Here is a 19923-nt window from a genome sequence, read left to right on the forward strand (position 1 = left end):
CCCTTAGGCACGATCAGGTGTCCAGCATGTCGTACAGCGCCGGCTCGGCGGGAAGCGCGAAACCGAGCACGTCGCGGGCGATCCGTTCGGCATCCGCACGATCCACCGGTGCCGGCGTCGCCTGCCCCGGCACAACGCCACTCGCCGTCCAGTGCAGCGAGCGTCCCGGGTCGCCGACCTCGGACACCATCAGCCCAGCCACGCTACCGCCAGGCGCGAGCATGGCGAAGTAGCTGATCGCATACCGCTCGTCATCGAGATCAGTGCGACCAAGGGTGCGGTGTGGCGACGCGGGCTTTGCCGACAGGCTGGGTTGATCGATCAGCGGAGAGCCCGGGCTGGGGACGGCCTGAGGACGATCGACCATCTGCTCGACGGACACTCGGGGCGAGGGCACCGGTGGCTGGGCGTTCGCTGCGTGGCCACCGCCCCTTCGAGGCGCCGGTGGAGCGGAAGCCGGTAGCTGCTCCAGGTGCGCGCACCACGGCCCCATCAGGTCCAGCATCGCTCGCACCGGCATCGGCGATGGATGCTCCGTGTTCCATGGGTTACGTAGCTGCACCTGGCCGTTCTGTACCGCCACGATCTCGTAGACGTGCTTCGGCTTCAGCCCGTATGGCACAACGGCGAGCCCGGGATATCTCTCCTTTGGCCAGGTCGCGATAGTGATCGGGCTGCCGGCCGCGAGCAGCGTCGCCAGTCGTCGCTCGACCTCGGCCTCTCGACCCGGTGTCGTATCAAGCAGCGTCTGGCGGGCCGGCAGGCCGGTGAGCTGGGCGAGCAGCTCGGCCTGCATCAGGGCGGTGCTGCCGACGTTGAGCCGTGCGTAGCCCATCGGAGCGGCACGGTGCGGATCATCCTTGCTCTCCCACCCGCGCCAGTCGCCCTGCCACTGCTCGTGCCGCTCCTTGGTCCAGGTGCGATCCACCGCCGCGAGCGCCTTCTCCAACACCGCTGCCCACCCGACGCCGACTTCCGACTGGTCGGCATAGGCGGCCCACGAGCTGCCGAGATGCACCGGGACGTCAGGGTGCACGTTGATCCGGATGCGCCGGCCAGTCGCCGCCGACCCGTCTCCGCGCAACACAGTCTCGTGCAGCAGGACGTCCACCGTGCCGTCCGGCTGCGGCTCGAACAACTGAGGAATGCTTTCCGGCCGATGCCCGGCGAGGGCGGCCACCGTGGCCAACATCCCACAGTCGCCCAGCACGCCCTGTTGCACCTGCGCCCGTCGGGGCGTGCCGTCGTAAAGTGGTGCCGGCTTGCCCGTCGCGGGCAGCAGTGCGTGACCGTACTCGATCGGAAACTCGGGGTCTGGGTCAGGCAGCGTTACCCGGTCGGCGGTCACGGCGACCTCGTCGGCAGTCACGGTCGGGCTGACCTCGGTCTCGATGGCCGGGTCAGGCGGCATCATCAACCGCAGTGCCTCGGTCAGCGCCGTTGGTACCAGCCCCATCCGCCGCGCGTCGGACTGGTAGTGGAAGCTGTGCGTGGCGAGCACCGCCATGGCGGCGGGATTCGACCCGTACTCGACGTTGAAGGCCGCATAGGTTCGCGATCGGTCCTCGGTCAGCAGCGCGTTGCGGCCGGCTGGGGTGTTCAGGTCGTACGCGGGTACGGACCTCTCCAGGTTGAACTCCGGGGCACCTTCGAGGGTGTACGGGCGCAGGTCGAAGCGGCCGGTCAGGTCGACGTAGATGCCCTCGGTGGCGAGCCGATCGGCCAACTGTGGGTCGTGCCGGCGGACCTGGTCCAGCAGGTTCGGCGGCAGGCCGATGAGCTGCCCGGCGAGGGCGGGCATCCGGGGTAGCGAGGACTGGCTCTGCTCCCCGTGCACGGCCAACTCCCGCAACTTCGCGGCCAGCTCGGCGGCGGGCGGCGGCTGGAAGTCGGGAGCCAGCCGGCCTCGGTAGTCGATGGCGCGGAACCGCTCGACCATCGTCTGGTTGGGGTTGAACGCCAGGGCGTCGGCCACCGCCTCCGGTGTGATCACCGGCAGGCTCAGCTGCATCACGTGGGTCCACACGTCGGCAGGCAGGGCAGCGAGGCGGGCGGCCGCGTCGGGCGTACCCCAGCGGAGGCCCAAGCGGTCGACCAGGGTGTCGATCTCGGCTCGCAGGGCGAGCCGGGCGGCGGGATCGGCCTGTGCGTACCAGGCGGCCATGAGGCGCAGTTCGGCCACCCGACCCCGGTCCCGGACCGAGACGCCGGCGGGATCTATCGGCCCCTCCGCCGCGCCCTGGTCGAAGAGCCCGACGTGGGCGGTACCAGTCTCGTGCCGGGCCAGTAGTTCGGCGGCCTCGTGCGCCACCGCACGGTCGACCGCCATGTCTCCGGCACGGTCGGCGACGGTGAGGGTGAAGGTGCCGTCCAGGTTGCGGATGGTCTGTGCCACGACGCCGTCGGCCAGCGGGGCGGCGGTGACCCGGACTCGCAGCGGCGCCACACCGGACGCGCGCAGCTCGAAGGCGTCCGGGCCGACCGCCACGATCTGGTCCGCGCCGACCTGCTCAGCCAGGGTGGGTAGCACCAGCCGGGCCCGGTCCACCACGGCCGGGGCGTCGGCGGCGGGTCGGCCCTGACCGTGGAACGCCGAGCCGGGCAGCGCCGCGACGGTGCTCCGAGCCAACTCGACGTGGGCGTACCAGGGGCTCATCAGGTCGAGGAAGGCGCGCAGCGGCATCGGGGCCGGATGCTGCGCGTTCCACGGGTTACGCAGCTGCACCTCGCCGTTCGTGACCGACACGATCTCGTACGCGTGCCCCGCGACCAGTCCGTACGGTGGCTTGCTGCCCGGTTGGGCAGCGTAGGCGTCGGCCGGCCGGGTGCCGGTGATCATCGGGCTGCCGGCGGCCAACAGGGCTGCCAGTCGTGCCTCGACGTCGGCTTCCCGGCCCGGTGTCGGGTCCAGTTCACTGACCCCGGTCGGCAGGCCGGTGAGCTGGCTGAGCAACTCGGCCTGCACCAGGCGGCTGCTGCCGTTGTCCAGCCGGGCGTAGCCGAGCGGGGCCGCCTGGGTGGCGTCCACACCTGGCCGGGCGGTCCACTGTTGCTGCCACTGGTCGTGGCGCTGCTGGGTCCAGGTACGGTCGATCGCCGCGATCGCCTTCTCCAGCAGCGACGCCCAGGCCGATCCGACCACGGACTGGTCGGCGTAGACGCTGTGGCCGTTCGAGTTGGGGTGCAACGGCACGTCCGGGAAGACGGTGACCCGCAGCTGTCGACCGGTGGGCGTGATCGCGCGGTCGGGCCCACTTGTCTCGTGCAGCACCACGTCGACCGAGCCGTCCGGGTTCGGGTGGAACATCTGCGCGACGCTGTCCGGAAGTCGACCGGCGACCGAGCCGATCACGGCGATCATGCCGCAGTCGCCGAGCGCCCCCTGCTGTACGTCCTCCCGCTTCGGCGGCCCGTCGAACAGCGGCGGAGGTTGCCCGGTGCGGGCGTCCAGTGCCGACCCGTAGACCGGACCGGGCTGGTTGGCCGATTCCGGTGGCAGAGTCACCCGGTCGGCCGAGACCCGGATCTCGGCCGCTGTCTCCTGCGTCGCGGAGTTCTCCACGGTCGCGCCGATGGCCGTCGGCGCCGGGGTGATGCTGCGCAGGACGTCGGTCAGGACGTCCGGCACCAGTCCCATCCACCTCGCGGTGCCCTGGTAGTGGAATTCGTGTTCGGTGAGCAGGGCGGCTGCCTGGTCACCGTGGAGACCACGCAGCGCCGCGCGGGCGCGTTGTCGGTCCTCGTGCAGTTGGGCGCGCCGCCCGGCCTCGGTGGTCAGGTCGAATGCCGGGCGTGCGGCGCCGAGGTCGACGGCGGGCACGTTCGGCACCATGTACGGGCGCAGGTCGTAGCGGCCGGTCAGGTCGACGTAGATGCCTTCGGTGGCGAGCCGGTCGGCGAGTTGCGGATCCACCGCCCGGATCCGGTTGAGTTGTGCCTGCGGGACACCGACGATCTGTCCGGCGAAGGCGGACATCCGTGGCATGCCGGCCTGCGCGTGTTCGGCCTCGGTCGCCAGGTGCCGCAGCCGGGCGTCCAGGTCCGCCTGCTGGGGCACCTGGAAGTCCGGAGCCAGTCTGGCCCGGTAGTCGATCATCCTGATCCGCTCGACCTCGGTGAGGATGGCGGCACCGGCCAGCACGGTGGAGACCGCGTCGGTCGTGATCGACGGCACGCTGAGCCGCATGAGGTGCGCCAGCACGTCCCGGGGTAGCACCGCCCACCGCGACCGGACGTCCGGGTCACCGACCCGCAGGCCGAGGTGACCGGCGAGGGCGTCGATCTCGGCGCGCACGGCGGGTCGGGCGGCCAGGTCGGCGGCGGCGTACGTGGCGGCGAGCAGCCGGATCTCCGCCATTCGACCTCGGTCGTGGGCGGTGAGCCCCGCCGGGTCGATGGGGCCCTGGGTGTTGCCCGGGTCCAGCGGACCGACAAGCGCCCGACCGGCCTCGTGCAGCGCCGCCAGCTCGGCGACCTCGTGCGCCAGCGCCCGCGCCACCACCGGCTCGGCGGCCCGGTCGGACACCGTGACGGTGAGGACGCCGTCCGGGTCGCGGGTCGATCGGGCCACCAGGCCGTCGGGCAACGGAGCACTGGCGAGCCGTACGGTAAGCGGTTGCTGCCCGGCAGAGTGGATCTCGAACAGGTCCGGCCCGACCGGGGCCACCGCGTCCACCTGGGCGTACTGCGCGATCTGCGGCAGCGCGGACCGGGCCAGATCCAGCACCGCCGCCGGGTCGGCGACCGGGCGACCCAGACCGTGGAAGGTGGAGCCCGGAACGGCACCGGCGGTGATCGAGTCGCCCGTCGATACGCTGGCGTCATGGCCACGCCCGCCGAGCTGTACGCCGCCATCCTCGCCGACCCCGACGACCTCGACCTGCGGCGACGCTACGCCGACGCCATCGAGACCACCGATCCCGAGCGGGCCGAGCTGATCCGCCTCGACCTGGAAGGGGCCGACGGCACCCGGGAGATGCTGTTCCTGCACCGGCGGATCCACCCGCGCCTCGCCGATCCCGTCGCTCACCTGCTCGTCGACTGGCGAATCCGCAACGGACTGATCGAATCGGTCACCATGACCGCGCGTACCCTCATCGACCACGGCGACGAGGTCTGGGCCCACCACCCCGTCCGCCACCTGGTCCTGACCGAAGCCGCCGGACTCATGACCGACATCGCCCAGGTCGCCTGCCTCGACCGCCTGGTCGCCCTCGACCTGCGCGGGAACCCGATCGGCGACGACGGACTCGCCACCCTCGTCGACTCCCCGCACCTGCGCCGGATCCGCTGGCTGGGCCTGGCGCGCTGCGGCATCGGCCCGGCCGGAGCCGAGACCCTCGCCGCCACCCGCAATCTGCCCGCCCTGCGCTACGTCGACCTGCGGCGCAACCCCGTCGAGGTCACCGCTCAGGGCCACGGGCAGCACATCGACGGATCGCCCGTCTGGGTCGAGATGCCTCCGCTCGGGCAGGAATTGATCGCCCGGTACGGCCCGCTGCCCTGGCTCGACATCCAATGGGGCTGGAGGTTGTACAGCATCGCCCTCTGGGACGAGGTCTGAAGGAGGATCCGGCGGCGCGGCGCCGCCGACCAGCGGCGACACCGGCGGGACACCGCGGTTCGCCTCGGCGATTCGCTGGGCGTGGAACCGGATGCTGGGCGGGATGCCCTGCGAGTCGTCCGGCAGTGCCGCTGCCTGACGCAGGACGACCTCCGTCAGGCCCTCATCGACCCTGGCCAGGAGTGCCCCGGCCACGCTGGCACCGCCGAGGACCCTGAGCTGACCACTGCGGTCACGTAGCCCCAGCAGGTCAGGGACCGGGTCCTTCGTTCGGATGGACGGTCCTTCAAGTGTTGCCAACTCGATCTCGGACAGCAGGGTGTGCACGCCGCCGGGAAGCCGGGGCTCCTGCCCGATCGAGAGCACCACTCGGTCGTAGACCTGCTCGGTACCGTCGCTGAACCCGACGACGAACGCTCCGTCGACCGTGTGTCGGATGCCGACAATGCTGCGCATCGACCTGTCCGACACGCGGGCCTGGACAGCGTCTGAGTACGCACCGAGGCCGGGCAGGTTGTTACGCCGGTTGTCACCGCCGCTGAAACTGAACTCCAGTTGGGCTCGGGTGTCGACGACGGGATCACCCGTCACCCGGTCGGCCGGTAGCGGCCTGGCCTGGGCCGACCAGTCGATGCGCCCCGCTGCGGAGGCAGCGGCCTGCTCGATGTCCCACGCCCCGGACGGTCCCGCCCCGTAGACCAGTACCCGGTCGCCCGGCTGGTAGGTGTCGGCCAGGTTCTGTCCGCCGAAGTCGACCGGCGGCGCGGCCGGGCGGGGATCGGTGAACGAGCCGTCCCGGGCATGGCCGAGACGGGCCGCAACCTCCTCGGGCAGTGCCCGTGGGTCCACCGGGTCGCCCGCCGGGTCGTGCACCTGCCCGGTCAGGATGTTCACCGCGTGGCCGCTGGACGGGTCGATCACCAACGGATCGGTCAGTTGACCGCTGAGATCGGTGAGCAGCGGAAGGTCCAAGGCACCCGTACCGCCGAGGACGGCTCGTACGTGCGGGGGGAGGCTTTCCAGACCGATGACCGCACCGGCGGGGTCGCGGAACACCGGCGTGGTCCCGGAGCGGCTCACGCGGTAACCGGTGGCGGGGTCGACGTAGTCGCCGGCGGTACCGGTCGGCGCGGTGGGCACCCGGGAAGGGCCGGGGCCGGTTGCGATGTCCAGTGCCGCCGTGAAGACCTCCCGGCCGCCGATGGTCACCCGGAAGTTCGCACCGTCGGGCCATCCGGTGGCGTCAGCTGGGCGCGGCGTGACCGAGGTGGCCAGTCCCTGGTAGGTGGGCATGCCGTTGAGCGCACGGGCCGCGCCCACCGCGTCGGCGAACACATCGGACGGGGTGAACCCGGTCCCCTCCTCGGCCAGGTCGGACGGTTGGAACGGCAGCCCGGGAAGTTCCAGCTCGGAGGGGACCTGCCCCATCAGCAGCGTCTGCCGCTCCGCCCACGGGTCGTGCCCCTGGGAGACGCAGAGCACCGGTGGGAGGCCGGCCCCCGGGTCGGCGGGAGCGCCAAGCGTGACGAAGTCAGCGGTGGCGGCCCAACCCCCACCGATCACCAACCGACCGAAGACGTGGTCGGGTGCCGCATCCAGCGCGGAGTCCACCCGGGCGGTCAACGCGAGGTCGGCCTCGTTGCGCAGGGCGGTCGCCTGCTGCGCCCAGGCTCGGGCCTCAGCACGGACCGCCGATTGAGCGGCGCGCAGCTGCGCGAGGAGTTGCTGCCCGTCGCTCTGGGCGAGCCCGAGCAGGTTCCCGACCTCCGGGGCGAGGGTGCCGAGATGGTTCCGGATCAGATCCAGGCGCGCCTGGGCCGCTTTCGGGCCGACCATCGGCACGTTGGCAGCGTGTCCGTGAACGGGGGCGGCAGGCTCCTGCTCCAGCAGCCCGGAGGAGACGAGCAGACTCAGCGCCTCGGCTCGTAGTTGACCGGCTCGGCCCGGCTCGGACGTGGCGGCGCTTTCCGCGAGTACGACCCGCAGTTCGGCGAGGCGGCCCATGTCTCGGGCGGTGAGAGGCCGGGAACCGTTGCCCGCCGTTCGAGCGCCCTCGGCGAGCGCCGTGGTGGCGTCGACGCGCAGCCCCGCGGCCCGATCCTGAGCGACGGTGTCCACCTCGGCAAGGGCCGCGGCCACGGCACGGTGGACGTGGTCCGGATGAGCCCCGGTCGACACCCGCACCACCGCGCCGTCGGGGTGGTACTGCACGGTGGCAACGGGGACGAGCGGCACGTTCGCCGCCGGATCGGTCAGCTCGATGCGTACCCGGTACGGGCCGTCAAGCGTGTCCAGGGTTACGGTGCCGCTGGCCGGGTCGACGCGGGCACGGTCGGGCAGTGCCCCGCCGTCCACCGCGGCCTGGATGGCCTCCCCGGTCCGGGCCGGATCGGCGTCGAGCAGCGCACCACCGAAGGTCGTACCGGCGGCGGCCCGGCGGAGATCGGGCCCCTCAGCGTCGATCGCGGAGTCGATGCCCGGCCCCGGAGGGCCCCCGGGGCCGGTAGGTCCGGTGCTCCCGGTCGGGTCGTCCGACGGCATCGAGCCGTCGGTCCGGGTCAGACTGTCGGCTCCGCCTCGGGCCACACCTGGCGACCCTTGATCCTGCCCTCCCGTCGCGCCTGCGCGTACTCCTCCATCACCCGACGCGGCGGCAGGCTGGTGTGTGCTGTGACCACTCCCGAGCGGTCGATGATGTAGCTGCCCTGGCCCACGTGCATCCCCGAGGCCCGCTCCTGCTCCGAGAGTCTCTCCCGGGCCAGCCAGCCGAACTCGAACTCCCGTAGCAGGATCGGATTCCCGGTCCGCAGCAGTCGGCTGATCAGCGTCAGCGCCTCGTCCTCGGTCAACTCGCCCCTCTCCGTCAGGCACCATCATCGCCCAGAGCGCGTGGGTTTCCCGCACATCGGCGGCGGGCATCTCCGCCGACGTCGTCCCGGTCTGCGGATCCCACCACACCGGCGCGTCGGCGCCCGCCGGAAAGACGATCACGAAGGCGTGCGAGCTGTCGACCTCAGGTCGGCCAGCCTCGTCGAGGACCACGTTCCCGGCCGCGTCGAGCAACAGCCAGTCGGCCACCACCAGCGCCGACGCCCCGGGGCCGGCGTCCGCCACCTGCCGGTAGAGGTCCGCGTACTGGGCGGTGACCGCATCCGTACGGGCGGACAGGTCCATCGGCAGGTTGCCGGAACCACCGATCCATTCGCCGCCGATCCACGCCTCGGCGCGCTCCAGTCCGCCCCGCTCGCCGGTGACGCGATCGATCGAGCCGTCGACGAAGCGATCCGCCCAGCGCGGTACGGACACCTGCGGCTCGCCGTGGAAGCTGGCCAGCGCCGCCAGCGACGAGTCGAGACAGTTGTTGCCGCGACCGGGCTGTTCTGGTCCACCGTCATTCACCAGCAGCCCGTACGGATGGGTCGACGGATCCGCGAAGACCGCGTACCCCTGCCCGGTGGCGAGGCTCGCCGCGAGATCGTCCTGGAAACGTGGATCTTCGAGCGGAGCCAGTTCACCCGGCCCGAACCGTCGGCTCTCCGGCAACGACAGGCCACGAGGGGCGGTGCTCGCGCCGTCCGTCGATACGCTGCCGTCATGGCCATGACCGCCGACCTCTACGCCACCATCCTCGCCGACCCCGACGACCTCGACCTGCGGCGACGCTACGCCGACGCCATCGAGACCACCGACCCCGAGCACGCCGAGCTGATCCGCCTCGACCTCGACGGCGGGAGTACCCCCCGACGTCTGCTGCTCGGGCGCAGGATCGGACCGCGACTCGCCCGCCCCGTCGAGCGGCTGGTCGACGACTGGCGGCTGCGGCGCGGATTCGTCGAGTCGGTGACCATGCGTGCCGACGCCTTCCTCGACCACGGAACCGAGGTCTGGCGAAGCGTTCCCGTTCGGCACCTGGTGCTTACCGATGTCTCCGGACGCATCGCCGACATCGCCGCGTCGCCCCTGCTGGGACAACTGGTCGGGCTGGACCTGGGCGGAAACCCCATCGGCGACGCCGGCGTGCGGCACCTCGCTGGATCGGGCTGCCTGGGCCGGCTGCGCTGGCTCGGTCTGTCCCGTTGCGATGTCGGTGCCGACGGGGCCGAGGCGTTGGCCGCCAGCCGCAACCTCCCCCGCCTGCGCTACGTCCAGTTCGACCGCAACCGGGTCGAGATCCTGCCGTACGGCGTCGGTCAGGACAGTGACGGCAGACCGATCGACGTCGAGGTGCCCGCTCTCGGGCAGCGACTTCTCGACCGGTTCGGACCGCTGCCCTGGCTCGACGTCCGCTGGGCCTGGGAGGGGCCCCCGAGGTACCACGACGTCTAGGTCGTCCGGCCCGGACGGGGCACCGGGTACGGCCTGGCTGTCACCCGGTGCGCTCGGCGGTGCGGGTCGATTGGCCTCGGCGATGCGCTGGGCATGGAACCGGATGCTGGGCTGGATGCCGCGGGAGTCGTCGGGCAACGCGTTGGCCTGGGCGGTCAGGAGGGCACGGACGTCCGACGGGTTGGACGTCTCGGCGACCACACCCGGAGCGACGCTCGCCGCACCCAGGACGCGGAGCCGCCCTGAGGCATCACGAAGGCCCAGCACGTCGGTTTCGGCGTCCGGCACGGCCACAGGTCCGTTCAGCGGCTCCAGCCCCAGCCCGGATACCAGGTTGGCGACACCCCCCGGGAAGTCGGCCGCCTGGCCGATCGAGAGCACCACCCGGTCGTACGCCTGGCGGCTGCCGTCGGTGAACTCCACCAGGAAGCCGCCGTCGACGGTGTGCCGGAGGCTGACGATCTCCCGGAGCGACAGGTCGACCTGGCTCCGCACCGTGTCGGCGTAGGCACCGACGTCGGGCAGCGTGTTCCGCCGGTTGTAGCCGCCGCCGAAGCTGTGCCGCAGACGCGCCTCGGCGTCCTGGTCCGGGTCACCGGTGAGCTGGCCGGGCGGCGGGTCCACGGCGCGGGCCGACCAGTCGACGCTCGCGGCGGGCGACGCCACTGCCTGCTCGATGTCCCACGCGCCGGAGGCGCCCGCGCCGAAGACGAGCACCCGGTCACCGGGACGGTACGCGTCGGCGAGGTTCTGCCCACCGAAGTCGACAGGTGGCGCGGCCGGCCGAGGATCAGTGAAGGACCCGTCCGGAGCGAAGCCCAGCCGAGCCGCGACCTCGGTGGGCACGGCACCGGTGTGCACCGGCGAGCCGCCGGAGTCGACAACCTGGCCGGTGGTGACGTCCACCGCGTACCCGGACATCGGGTCGACCACCAGCGGATCGGTGGGCCGCCCGGTCAGGTCGGCGAGCAGCGGCAGATCACCCCGGCTGGTGCCCGGGCCGCCGAGGACCGCTCGTACCTGCGGCGGCAGGCTCTCCGGTGCGATCTGGTTGCCGTCCGGGTCCTGGAACAGCGGCGTGCCGCCGGAGCGGTCGACGCGGTACCCGGTGTCCGGGTCGACGTATGCGCCGGTGGCGTTCGTCGGGACGCTGGGTACCCGGGACGGTCCCGGCCCGCTGGCGATGTCGACGGAGGTGGTGTAGATGTCCCGGCCGTTGACGGTCACCCGGAAGTTGGCGCCGTCGGGCCAGCCCGTGGCGTCGGCCGGTCGAGGGGTGATCGAGGTGGCGGTGCCCTGGTAGGTCGGCATGCCGGAGAGCGCGCGCGCCGCGCCCACCGCGTCGGCGAAGACGTCCGACGGGGTGAACTGGGTGCCCTCCTCGGCCAGGTCGGCCGGCTGGAACGGTAGACCGGGAAGTTCCAGCTCGGAGGGGACCTGCCCCATCAGCAGCGCCTGGCGCTCCGCCCACGGGTCGTGTCCCTGGGACACGCAGAGCACCGACGGCAGGCCGTGGCCGGCGTCCGCCGCGGCACCCAGGGTGACGAAGTCGGCGGTCGCGGCCCAACCGCCACCGATGACGAGCCGGTCGAAGACGTGGTCGGGCGCCACGCCCAGGGTGGCGTCCACCCTGGCGGTCAATGCCAGATCGGCCGCGTCGCGCAGGGCGGTGGCCTGCTGTGCCCAGGCCCGCGCCTCGGCACGGATCGCCGACTGGGCCGCCCGGATGTCGGTTACGAGCTGTTGACCACCACCGTGCGCGAGCCCGATCAGGGCCTCCACCTCGGTGGCGAGCGGACCGAGGAGATGGTGGATCAGGTCGAGGCGGGCCTGGGCCGCTTCCGGCCCGACCACCGGTGTGTTGCCACCGAGCCCGTGCACGACGTGCGCCGGTTCCTGTTCGAGGAGACCGGAGGTGACGAGCAGACTCAGTGCCTCGGCACGGAGTTGACCGGCGGTGCCCGGATCGGCGGCGGTGGCGCTGTCGGCGAGCACCACCCGCAGCTCGGCGAGGTGGCCGAGGTCGCGTGCGGTCAGCACGCGGGTGCCGTCGCCCTCCGGCCGGGCGCCCTCGGCGAGTGCGGTGGTCGCGTCGAACCGCAGCCCCTCGGCCCGTTGCTGGGCGATCGCGTCCACTTCGGCGAGAGCCGCCGCCACCGCCCGCCGGACGTGGTCCGGGTGGGCGCTCGTGGACACCTGCACGACGGCCCCGTCGGCGGTGTAGCGGATGGCGGCCACTGGTGCGACCGCCGCGTCCGCCGCGGCCGGGGTCGGCTCGACGCGTACCGGATAGGGACCGTCGAGGGTGGCCAGGGCGACTGTGGCGGTGGCGGGGTCGGCGCTCGCCCCGTCGGGTAGTGGCCCGGTGGTCAGGGCCGCCTCGACGGCGATCGTGGTACGCGCGGGGTCGGCGTCGAGCAGCGCACCACCGAAGGTCGTACCGGCTGCCGCCTGCCGCAGGTCGGGGCCGTCCGGGTCGGCTGCGGGCCCGGGGTCGCCCGGCGGCGGGTCGACGGACGATGGCCCGACCTCCCCGGCCGGTTCGGCCGGCGGCGTCAGGCCGTCGGTTCCTCCGTCGGCCAGACCTGCCGACCCGTCATCCGGCCCTCCCGGCGGGCCTGCGTGTACTCCGCGATCAGCAGCGGTACCGGCAGACTCATCTGAACTGTGATCACTCCCGTCCGGTCGATGATGTAGCTCCCGTGGCCCAGTTGCCTGCCCTCCGCCCGTTCTTGTGGGGACAGCTGTTCCTTCGCCAGCCAGCCGAACTCGAACGGGTGCAGCTCGATCTCGTTCGCCGTGCCGAGCAGGCGCCTGATCAGCGTCTGCGCCTCGTCCTCCGTCATCGGTAACCCTTTCCGCCATGGTCTCCATCGACCACAGCGCATACGTCTGTGCCAGGTACGCGGCCGGGGGCTGCGGCCACGTCGTCCCTCGTTGCGGATCCCACCAGACCGGCCCGTCGGCACCCTCCGGATACACCAGGACGAAGGCGTGCGAGTCCTGGACCTGCACGTGCCCCCGGTCGAGGACGAGATCGCCGCTGAGGGGATCCGTCCGGACCCATTCGGCCACGACGAGGGCCGCCGAACCCGGACCGGCCGCCGCGACACGCTGATGAAGCTGCGCGTACTGCTCGGCGACGGCCGCGGCGTGCTCGGCCGGAGTCGTCGGCAGCCCTTCCGATCCGCCGGACCACTCGACGCCGAGCCACTCCTCGGCCCGGTCGAGCCCACTCGCCTCGCCGGTCACCGTCTCGATCGAACCGTCCGGCCGGATGTCCAGCCAGCGGGGGAAGGCCACCCGGGGGTCTCCGAAGAAGCTCGACAGCGCCGAGAGCGCGGAGTCCATACAGTTGTTGGCGCGACCCGGCTGGCCCGGGCCGCCGTCGTTGACGAGCTGACCGTACGGGTGGGTGGACGGATCGGCGAACAAGCGATAGCCGCCCGGCGTACGCAGGCTCTGCTCGACCTCCCACTGGTAGCCGGGATCCTCCAACGGGGCCAGCTCACCCGGCCCGAGACGCCGGGTCTGCGCCAGACCGTGGTCGGTGTCGAGCGGTACCGACGGGGTTTCGGCCGTAACCGGCGAACCCAGGTCGGCCTGGTCCGACTCGCCTGGCTGAGCCGGAGCACCTGTGCCGTCCGCGGTCAGACCGCCGAGCGGCAGATCTCCGTCAGCTCGTCCTCCGTCGGCAACGGCACCGTCGCGAAGTGCGCCACCTGGCGCTCGGCCGTCGCCCGGTCGACCTGCTGGATCTCGTGGCGTTCCGGATTCGCCCACAGGATCGCCGCCGCCACGTCCGGGCGGAACGTCCACGCCCGCTTCGGTCGGTCCCAGATCACCGCCTGGGTCGGCCCGGCGCTGTCCGCCTCCGCGATCAGGTTGACCGGCGGGCCGTCCGGATCCTCCGGTCTGCGCAGGAGGAAGTAGCCGAACGTCAGCGCTGCCATGCGCGCCCCCCATCAGGTCAGGGTCCAGACCCGGCAGGTCGGACAGGGCCAATCCTCGCGCGGCGAGCACGTCGGCGAACGTCAGACCCTGCTGGCTGAGCCAGTCAAGGTACGACTCTCGGATGCTCGCCTGCCGGGGTGCGGCCATCCACTTGGCGAAGCTGGTGTCCTTCGGCGTGTCGAACCGGGCGCTGTCCATGCCCCCGGGCATGCTCGCCGCGATGCCGTTGGCCTTGTTGACCGCCAGGATGTCGAGGAACGCGTGTACGCGGGCGGCCGGCGTCTGCGCCGGATCGCGCATCACCTCGTACTGGTCGTGGGTCTGTCCGCCGACGTGGTAGCTGGTGCCGGTCGGGAACTGCAGCTCGAAGGTACGCCCCGACGGCGCCGTGAGCGTGCAGTTCAGGCCGAAGAAACGGTTTCCCGGGTGCCAGAAGTTCTTCAGGTCGGTGACCTGGTAGCCCCGGGCCTCCAGCGAGGTCAGCAGCGCGTCCACCGCCGGCCCGTACGCCTCGGACTCCGGTCCCCGTACCGAGAACCGCACCACATCGTTCACGGTGTCCAGCGCCGGACCGATGTCGTACCCGAGGGGCTCCAACTCGGTGCGGTACTTGCGGGCCAGGGACTCGGCACCCTTGACGCGGTGCTGCTCACCGAGCGTGCTGAGCGCGTCCGCGCCGGTCAGTCCGAGCTGCGCGTTCACCTCGGCGTTGACGCCGTGCAGATCGGCCAGGATCTGATCGGCCTCGGTCCGCGCCTCGGCCAGGGCGTCGAGCAGGGCGGCCCGGTCGGTGTCCGGCAGCCCGTCCAGGTAGGGACTGTCAGGTGTGGCGTCGGAGTCGCTCAGCCCGTCGGATCCGGAGCCGGCCAGACCTGCCGGCCGGTGATCCGGCCCTCCCGGCGGGCCGCCGCGTACCGCTTCATGATCAACGGTGGCGGCAGGCTGGGATGCACGGTCACCACCCCCGTCTGGTCGATGATGAAGACCCCCTGGCCCAGCTGCCGGCCCTGGGTCCGCTGCTGCGGGGAGAGTGTCTCCTGGGCCGCCCAGCCGAACTCGAACGGGAACACCGCCACCGGGTTGTCCGTCCCCAGCAACCTGGTCATCAGTTGCCGGGCTTCCTCCCTGCTCATCGGCATGGGCGGGCTGCACCTCCATCGACCACAGGTTGTGCGTCAGTCCAACATAGTCGCCCGGCAGTGGATCGGTGGTGGTGCTGCCGAACTGCGGATCCCACCACACCGGCCCGTCCGCGCCTTGCGGGTAGACGAGCAGGAAGACGTGTTCACCGGCCGGCTGGGTGTTGCCCTCGGCGTCGAGCAGCGGGTCGCCGGTGTTCTCGTCGAACAGGATCCAGTCGACGGCGATGACCGCGGACGCGCCCGGGCCGGCGTCGCGAACCCGCTGATACAGCTGCTCGAACTGGTCAGCCAGCGCGGCCGTCCGCTCTGCGGGGGTGCCCGGTAGGGCGTCGTTGTCCCCGGTCCAGTCGCCGCCGATCCAACTCTCGATCCGGCCGAAGCCGTTCAGTTCGCCTAGTGTCGTGTCGACGGTGCCGTCGTCGAGCCGGTCCGGCCAACGCGGATGCGAGACCTGCGGATCGCCGTAGAAGCTGGCCAGCGCCGCGAGGACGGTGTCGACACAGTTGTTGGCCCGACCGGGCTGATCCGGCCCGCCGTCGTTGATCAGCTGACCGTACGGATGGGTCGAGGGGTCGGCGAAGACCTCATACCCCTCCGGAGTACGCAGGCTGTCCTCGACATCGTCCTGGTACTGCGGATCCTCCAGTGGGGCCAACTGCTCCGGCCCGAACTGGCGCGTGTCCGGCATCGGCCAGCCCTGCATGTCCGGCCAGACGGCCGGAGCGGGATCCTGATCGGTGTTCGCATCCGGGGTGCTCGGATCAGCCGGCATGACATCCGGCGTGCTCGGGTCTGGCTTGGTCGGGTCGGTCGGTGTCCCGTCGGTACCGTTCGGGTCGTCCGGCGTGCGGTCGGGGTTGTTCGGGTCGACGGCTGCGCCAGGCCGCCCGGTGGGAAAGTCGTTCTGATCCCGACCTCCGCTCGGTAGGTCCGCGGTCGAGGCCGGCGGGATCGGAGCCGGTGTGCTGGCTTCGGGCGTGGCCCTACCGACCGGATCGCCTTCGGCGTCCAGCACGATCGACCAGACGCCGTCCACCTCACCGGCGTAGAGCGGGGCGATGTCGGAGACCACACCACGCTGCCCGTCAACCCAGATGATCGTGCCGTTGTGGTTCACGGCGTTCCAGGTGTGGGCGCGGCCATCAGGGCCCGGCCACTGGCCGATGATGAGGGCAGCGGCCCCGGGACCAGTCGCGCGGAGAGCGTCAGCGACCGCATCCAACCCGCGAGCGCCACTGCCGTGGTGTCCGAAGGTGGAGCCCAGTGCCTGCTCCTGCCGGGTGGTGCTGCCCCGTTCCACCTCGGCTGACGGGACTGTCGGCGCCGCTACCTCGGGACGTCCGTACCAGGCCGACAGGACGGACAGCCCAACATCGGCGCAGTTCGTTGCGCGTCCTGGAACGGTCGGCCCGCCATCGTTTAGCAGGTCGGCCCACGAACCGAGCCGTGGATCCGGGTGCACGGCAGGTCGTCCCGTCGCCGGATCCCGAATAACGGCCGCGTCGAGCGCATCCTGATCGGCTTGGTCCGGCGGCAGCAGACCCTCCGGCTGCCCGTACGGCCGGCCGTCGCTCAGTGGCAGCCCATTGCCCACCACCCCGGGTACCGGCGGTTGGTAGACGGTGACGTCTCGCTCGGGGTCGGTGATCGGCTCGACATTGAACTCTGGCAGGAAGTGCGCACACGAGCGGCACGGCGGCCGATAGTGCCCGAGCTCGTATGTGACGCCACCGGACCGAGCGGTGGCGATCTGATGCGTCACGATCTTGGCGCCTCGGAGGGCGTCCAGCGCATATTGCTCGAAGTTCCCCGGCTGCCCAGCGTTCCGCCATTGCTGTTCCAGTAGGTAGAGCTGGTCGGAAATCAGGGCAACCTCGGCGCACTTGCCATGTCCGGCGCCCTTCCCCGTACGCAGCGCCGTTGCTGCACGATCAAGCGCTGCCTGTGCGAGCGGATGTACTGCGGGTTGGGTGGCCGGGTTGGTGCTCTTGTCGGCGGTCATGCTGGTGTGCGTCGTGATACTGCCGTCGGGCATCAGCAGTGCACCGGCCATGCCGGGCTGCTTGCCCTTGGATATCGTTCCGGCCTTCACCTCCCGCCGGACGGTCTCGGCCAGCGTCCGGGACGCCTCGATCAGGGCCTGCTCCGCTTCGGGACCGTTGGGGTCGCCGTCCACCGACGTCGGCTCCAGCTGCCAGCTGTGGGTACCGCGTCCGGTCGGCCCCTCCGACCGCCTGAGGGTCTGCGGGTCGACTGGACCGGTCGCCGTCTCGGTGCCGGGGTTCGTAGGCCCGCTCTGGACGGTGCCGCTGCTGGTGGGCACCGGGACCACGACCGGCCCGTCGGTGCGCTGCTGGGCCGGATCGTTGCGCTCGGAGTTCGGGTCCGTTTCCGTGTCGACGGTCGGAGTCGCGTCCAGGGACGGCGTCACCGGCTCGATGCCCGCCGTCTGTGCCGGCACCGCCGGGGTGGGCTGGTCGGCCGGCACGGGTGTAGGCGCATCCGGCCTCGACTGTCCCGGTTGGGCCGGGGTGGCCTGTTGGGCCGGCGTGCCCGCCTGTTGGGTGGGCCCGACCTGTTGCGTGGATGCGGTGGGCTGCGCGGGGTTCGCCGTGGTCGGGCCGGTAGCGGGCGCGAGGGAGATCGAGCCGGCCGTGTTCGCCGCTGTCGGGTTGACGGTCGGTCCGACCGGCGGCGTACCCCGGCCGGGGGTCGGTTGCGTGGCGGTGTTGCCGGCGGGCTGGGTGCCTGTGGTCTGGGTACCGCTCGTGGTCGGCGTCGAGCTGTTGGGGGTGTTCGCCACCTGCGGGCCGGCTGCGGCAGGTGCACCAGTGGGGGACGCCGGGGTCGTTACGGCGGTCGGGCCCGTTGGCGTGACCGTGGCAGGAGGTGTCCCGACCGTTGGAGCGGCGGGTGCCGTCACCGGGGATGCGGTCACCGGGGATGCGGTCGTCGTACCGGGTAGCACGGTGGGCTGCACGTCCCCGGTGGCGGAGGGGCCTTCGGATACCGGGCTGCTGGTCATCGTCCGGCCGGGTCCGGTCGAGCCGTCGCCGGCCGGGGCGGCGGTCACCTCCGGCGGTGGGGTAGTGACCAGACCGCCGTCGGTCGCAACCGTCGCCTCGCTCGTCGTCCGGTCGCTGACGTCGGTGTCGGTGTTCGTATCGCTGCCGGTCCGGTCCGTGCCGGGTGATTCGGTTACCGGCGCGCTTCGGCTGTCCGGCGCGCCGCTCTGGTCGTTGGTGGTACCGCCGTCGCTGACGGCCGGCGTGCCGTCCCGCGCTGAGGCCATCACATCGGCAGGGACGGCCACCGGGATGCCGGTGTTGCCGCCGACGTGCGACGGGTCGGCGGTCGTGTCTGCGGTCGCCGGCCCGCCATTCACCGCCGGTGCGGCGGAGCCATCGGTCGTCGGTGCCACCGAACCATCCGTCGAGGGGGGTGCGAGGCTGATCGAGCCCGCTCCGCTCTCGGGGTCCGTACCGACGCCGTTCTGGACCGCACCGCCGCCCGTGTCGGTCGTCCCGGCGCCGGAGCTACCGCCCGCTCCGCTGGAGCTGCCCGCACCGTCCAAGCCGGATCCACCGACGCCCGCCGCGGAGTCACCGCCCGAGGCAGCCGAGCCGCCGTCCGAGGCCGAGCCCGTGCCACCACCGGTCGCACCGGCACCCGACGTGGCGCCTCCACCGGTCGCACCGGCACCCGACGTGGCGCCTGCCCCGGTCGAATTGGCCCCGGCGCCGTTGGTACCGCCGCCGAGGTCGCCGAGGCCGTTCGCCCCTCCGACGCCGAGGCCGGGGTCGGTCCCGCCGGCAGGCCCGACATTCGGCGCGACGTCGACCCCCAGCCTGCCGAGGAGTGCGTTCGTGCCCCGCGCCATCAGGTTGCCGGTGGCGCCACCAGCGAGGGTCGCGCCGGTGCGGCCGGCACCACTGGTGAAGCCGCCCAGGAAGGCGTCCGCTCCCGGCATCGCCCACTGTCCGTTGACCGTGCCGTTGGCGAGCACGCTGGCCGCCGGCGAGATGACGGCGTTCTGGGCGCCGGAGGTGAGGCTCGTGCTGCCCCACCGCACCAGGCCGCTGCCGCGGAAGGAGAGCTGCGACGGGCTGAACGAGAACGGCATGCGGGGCGCCGCTCGCCGACCGGCCCAGTTCATGCCGGTGCCGAGCACCGCGCCGTACGCGCCACCCACGCCGGCGGTGAGGGTCCGGTTGCCATCCCACTCTCGCCGGGTACCGGTGTGCATCTGGTACGCCTGGGCGCCGACGTCGATGATCAGCTCCTCGCCGATCTCCTCCACCAACTCACGACCGAGGCGATTGAGGCCCCGCCGTAGGCCTTGGCTGGTAGCCATCTGGCCGAGCCGGGTGCCGGCCAGCCGCAGCGCGGCCCGCATCCCCGCCCGGGTCAGCAGTTGCCGACCCATCTGGGCGATCAACCGGCGGAAGGCGATAGTCACCGCCTGCCGGCCACCGGCGAGGATGCCCGGGATGGCACCCGCGGACACCCCGCCCAGCCAGGCCATCAGGAGCGCGACGAATACCGCGATGACGGTGATGATGACCGCGATCAGCACGGTCAGCTTCGCGTACTCGATCTCCAGAGCGGCCTGGTCGCAGCCGGCGGCGTACGCGGCGGAGATCTCCTGGATCAGCGGCAGGCCGGTGTTCGGGTCCACACCGATCTGGTTCCACAAGCCGCCGAACGCCTCGCCGGCACCACCGCCCCAGCTCTGCAGGATCTTCATGACCGCCGGATCGGCCTGGCCGAGCGTCTCGCTGACCGTGTCGGCCAGCGCCTGCCACGCGTCGGCCAACTCCCGCATGCGGTCCTCGTCGCCGCTGGGCCAGGCCTCGCCGGCGCTCACCCAGGCAATGGCGTCCCAGACCCACGCGTACTCGCCCAGCGAGTTCCTGGGATTGGGTATCGCCACCCGGA

General features: G+C 72.0%; 1 protein-coding gene. It reads right to left on the reverse strand.

Translation table 11 applies throughout. The features are described 5' to 3' along the window. Window positions 1-13 precede the first annotated feature (13 nt). Window positions 14-19918, reverse strand: coding sequence for a toxin glutamine deamidase domain-containing protein (locus O7597_RS09610; protein ID WP_281582500.1), 19905 nt, complete (start codon window positions 19916-19918; stop codon window positions 14-16). Window positions 19919-19923 lie beyond the last annotated feature (5 nt).

The sequence above is a fragment of the Verrucosispora sp. WMMC514 genome, assembly GCF_027497295.1.
GTDB classification, from domain to species: Bacteria; Actinomycetota; Actinomycetes; order Mycobacteriales; family Micromonosporaceae; genus Micromonospora; species Micromonospora palythoicola.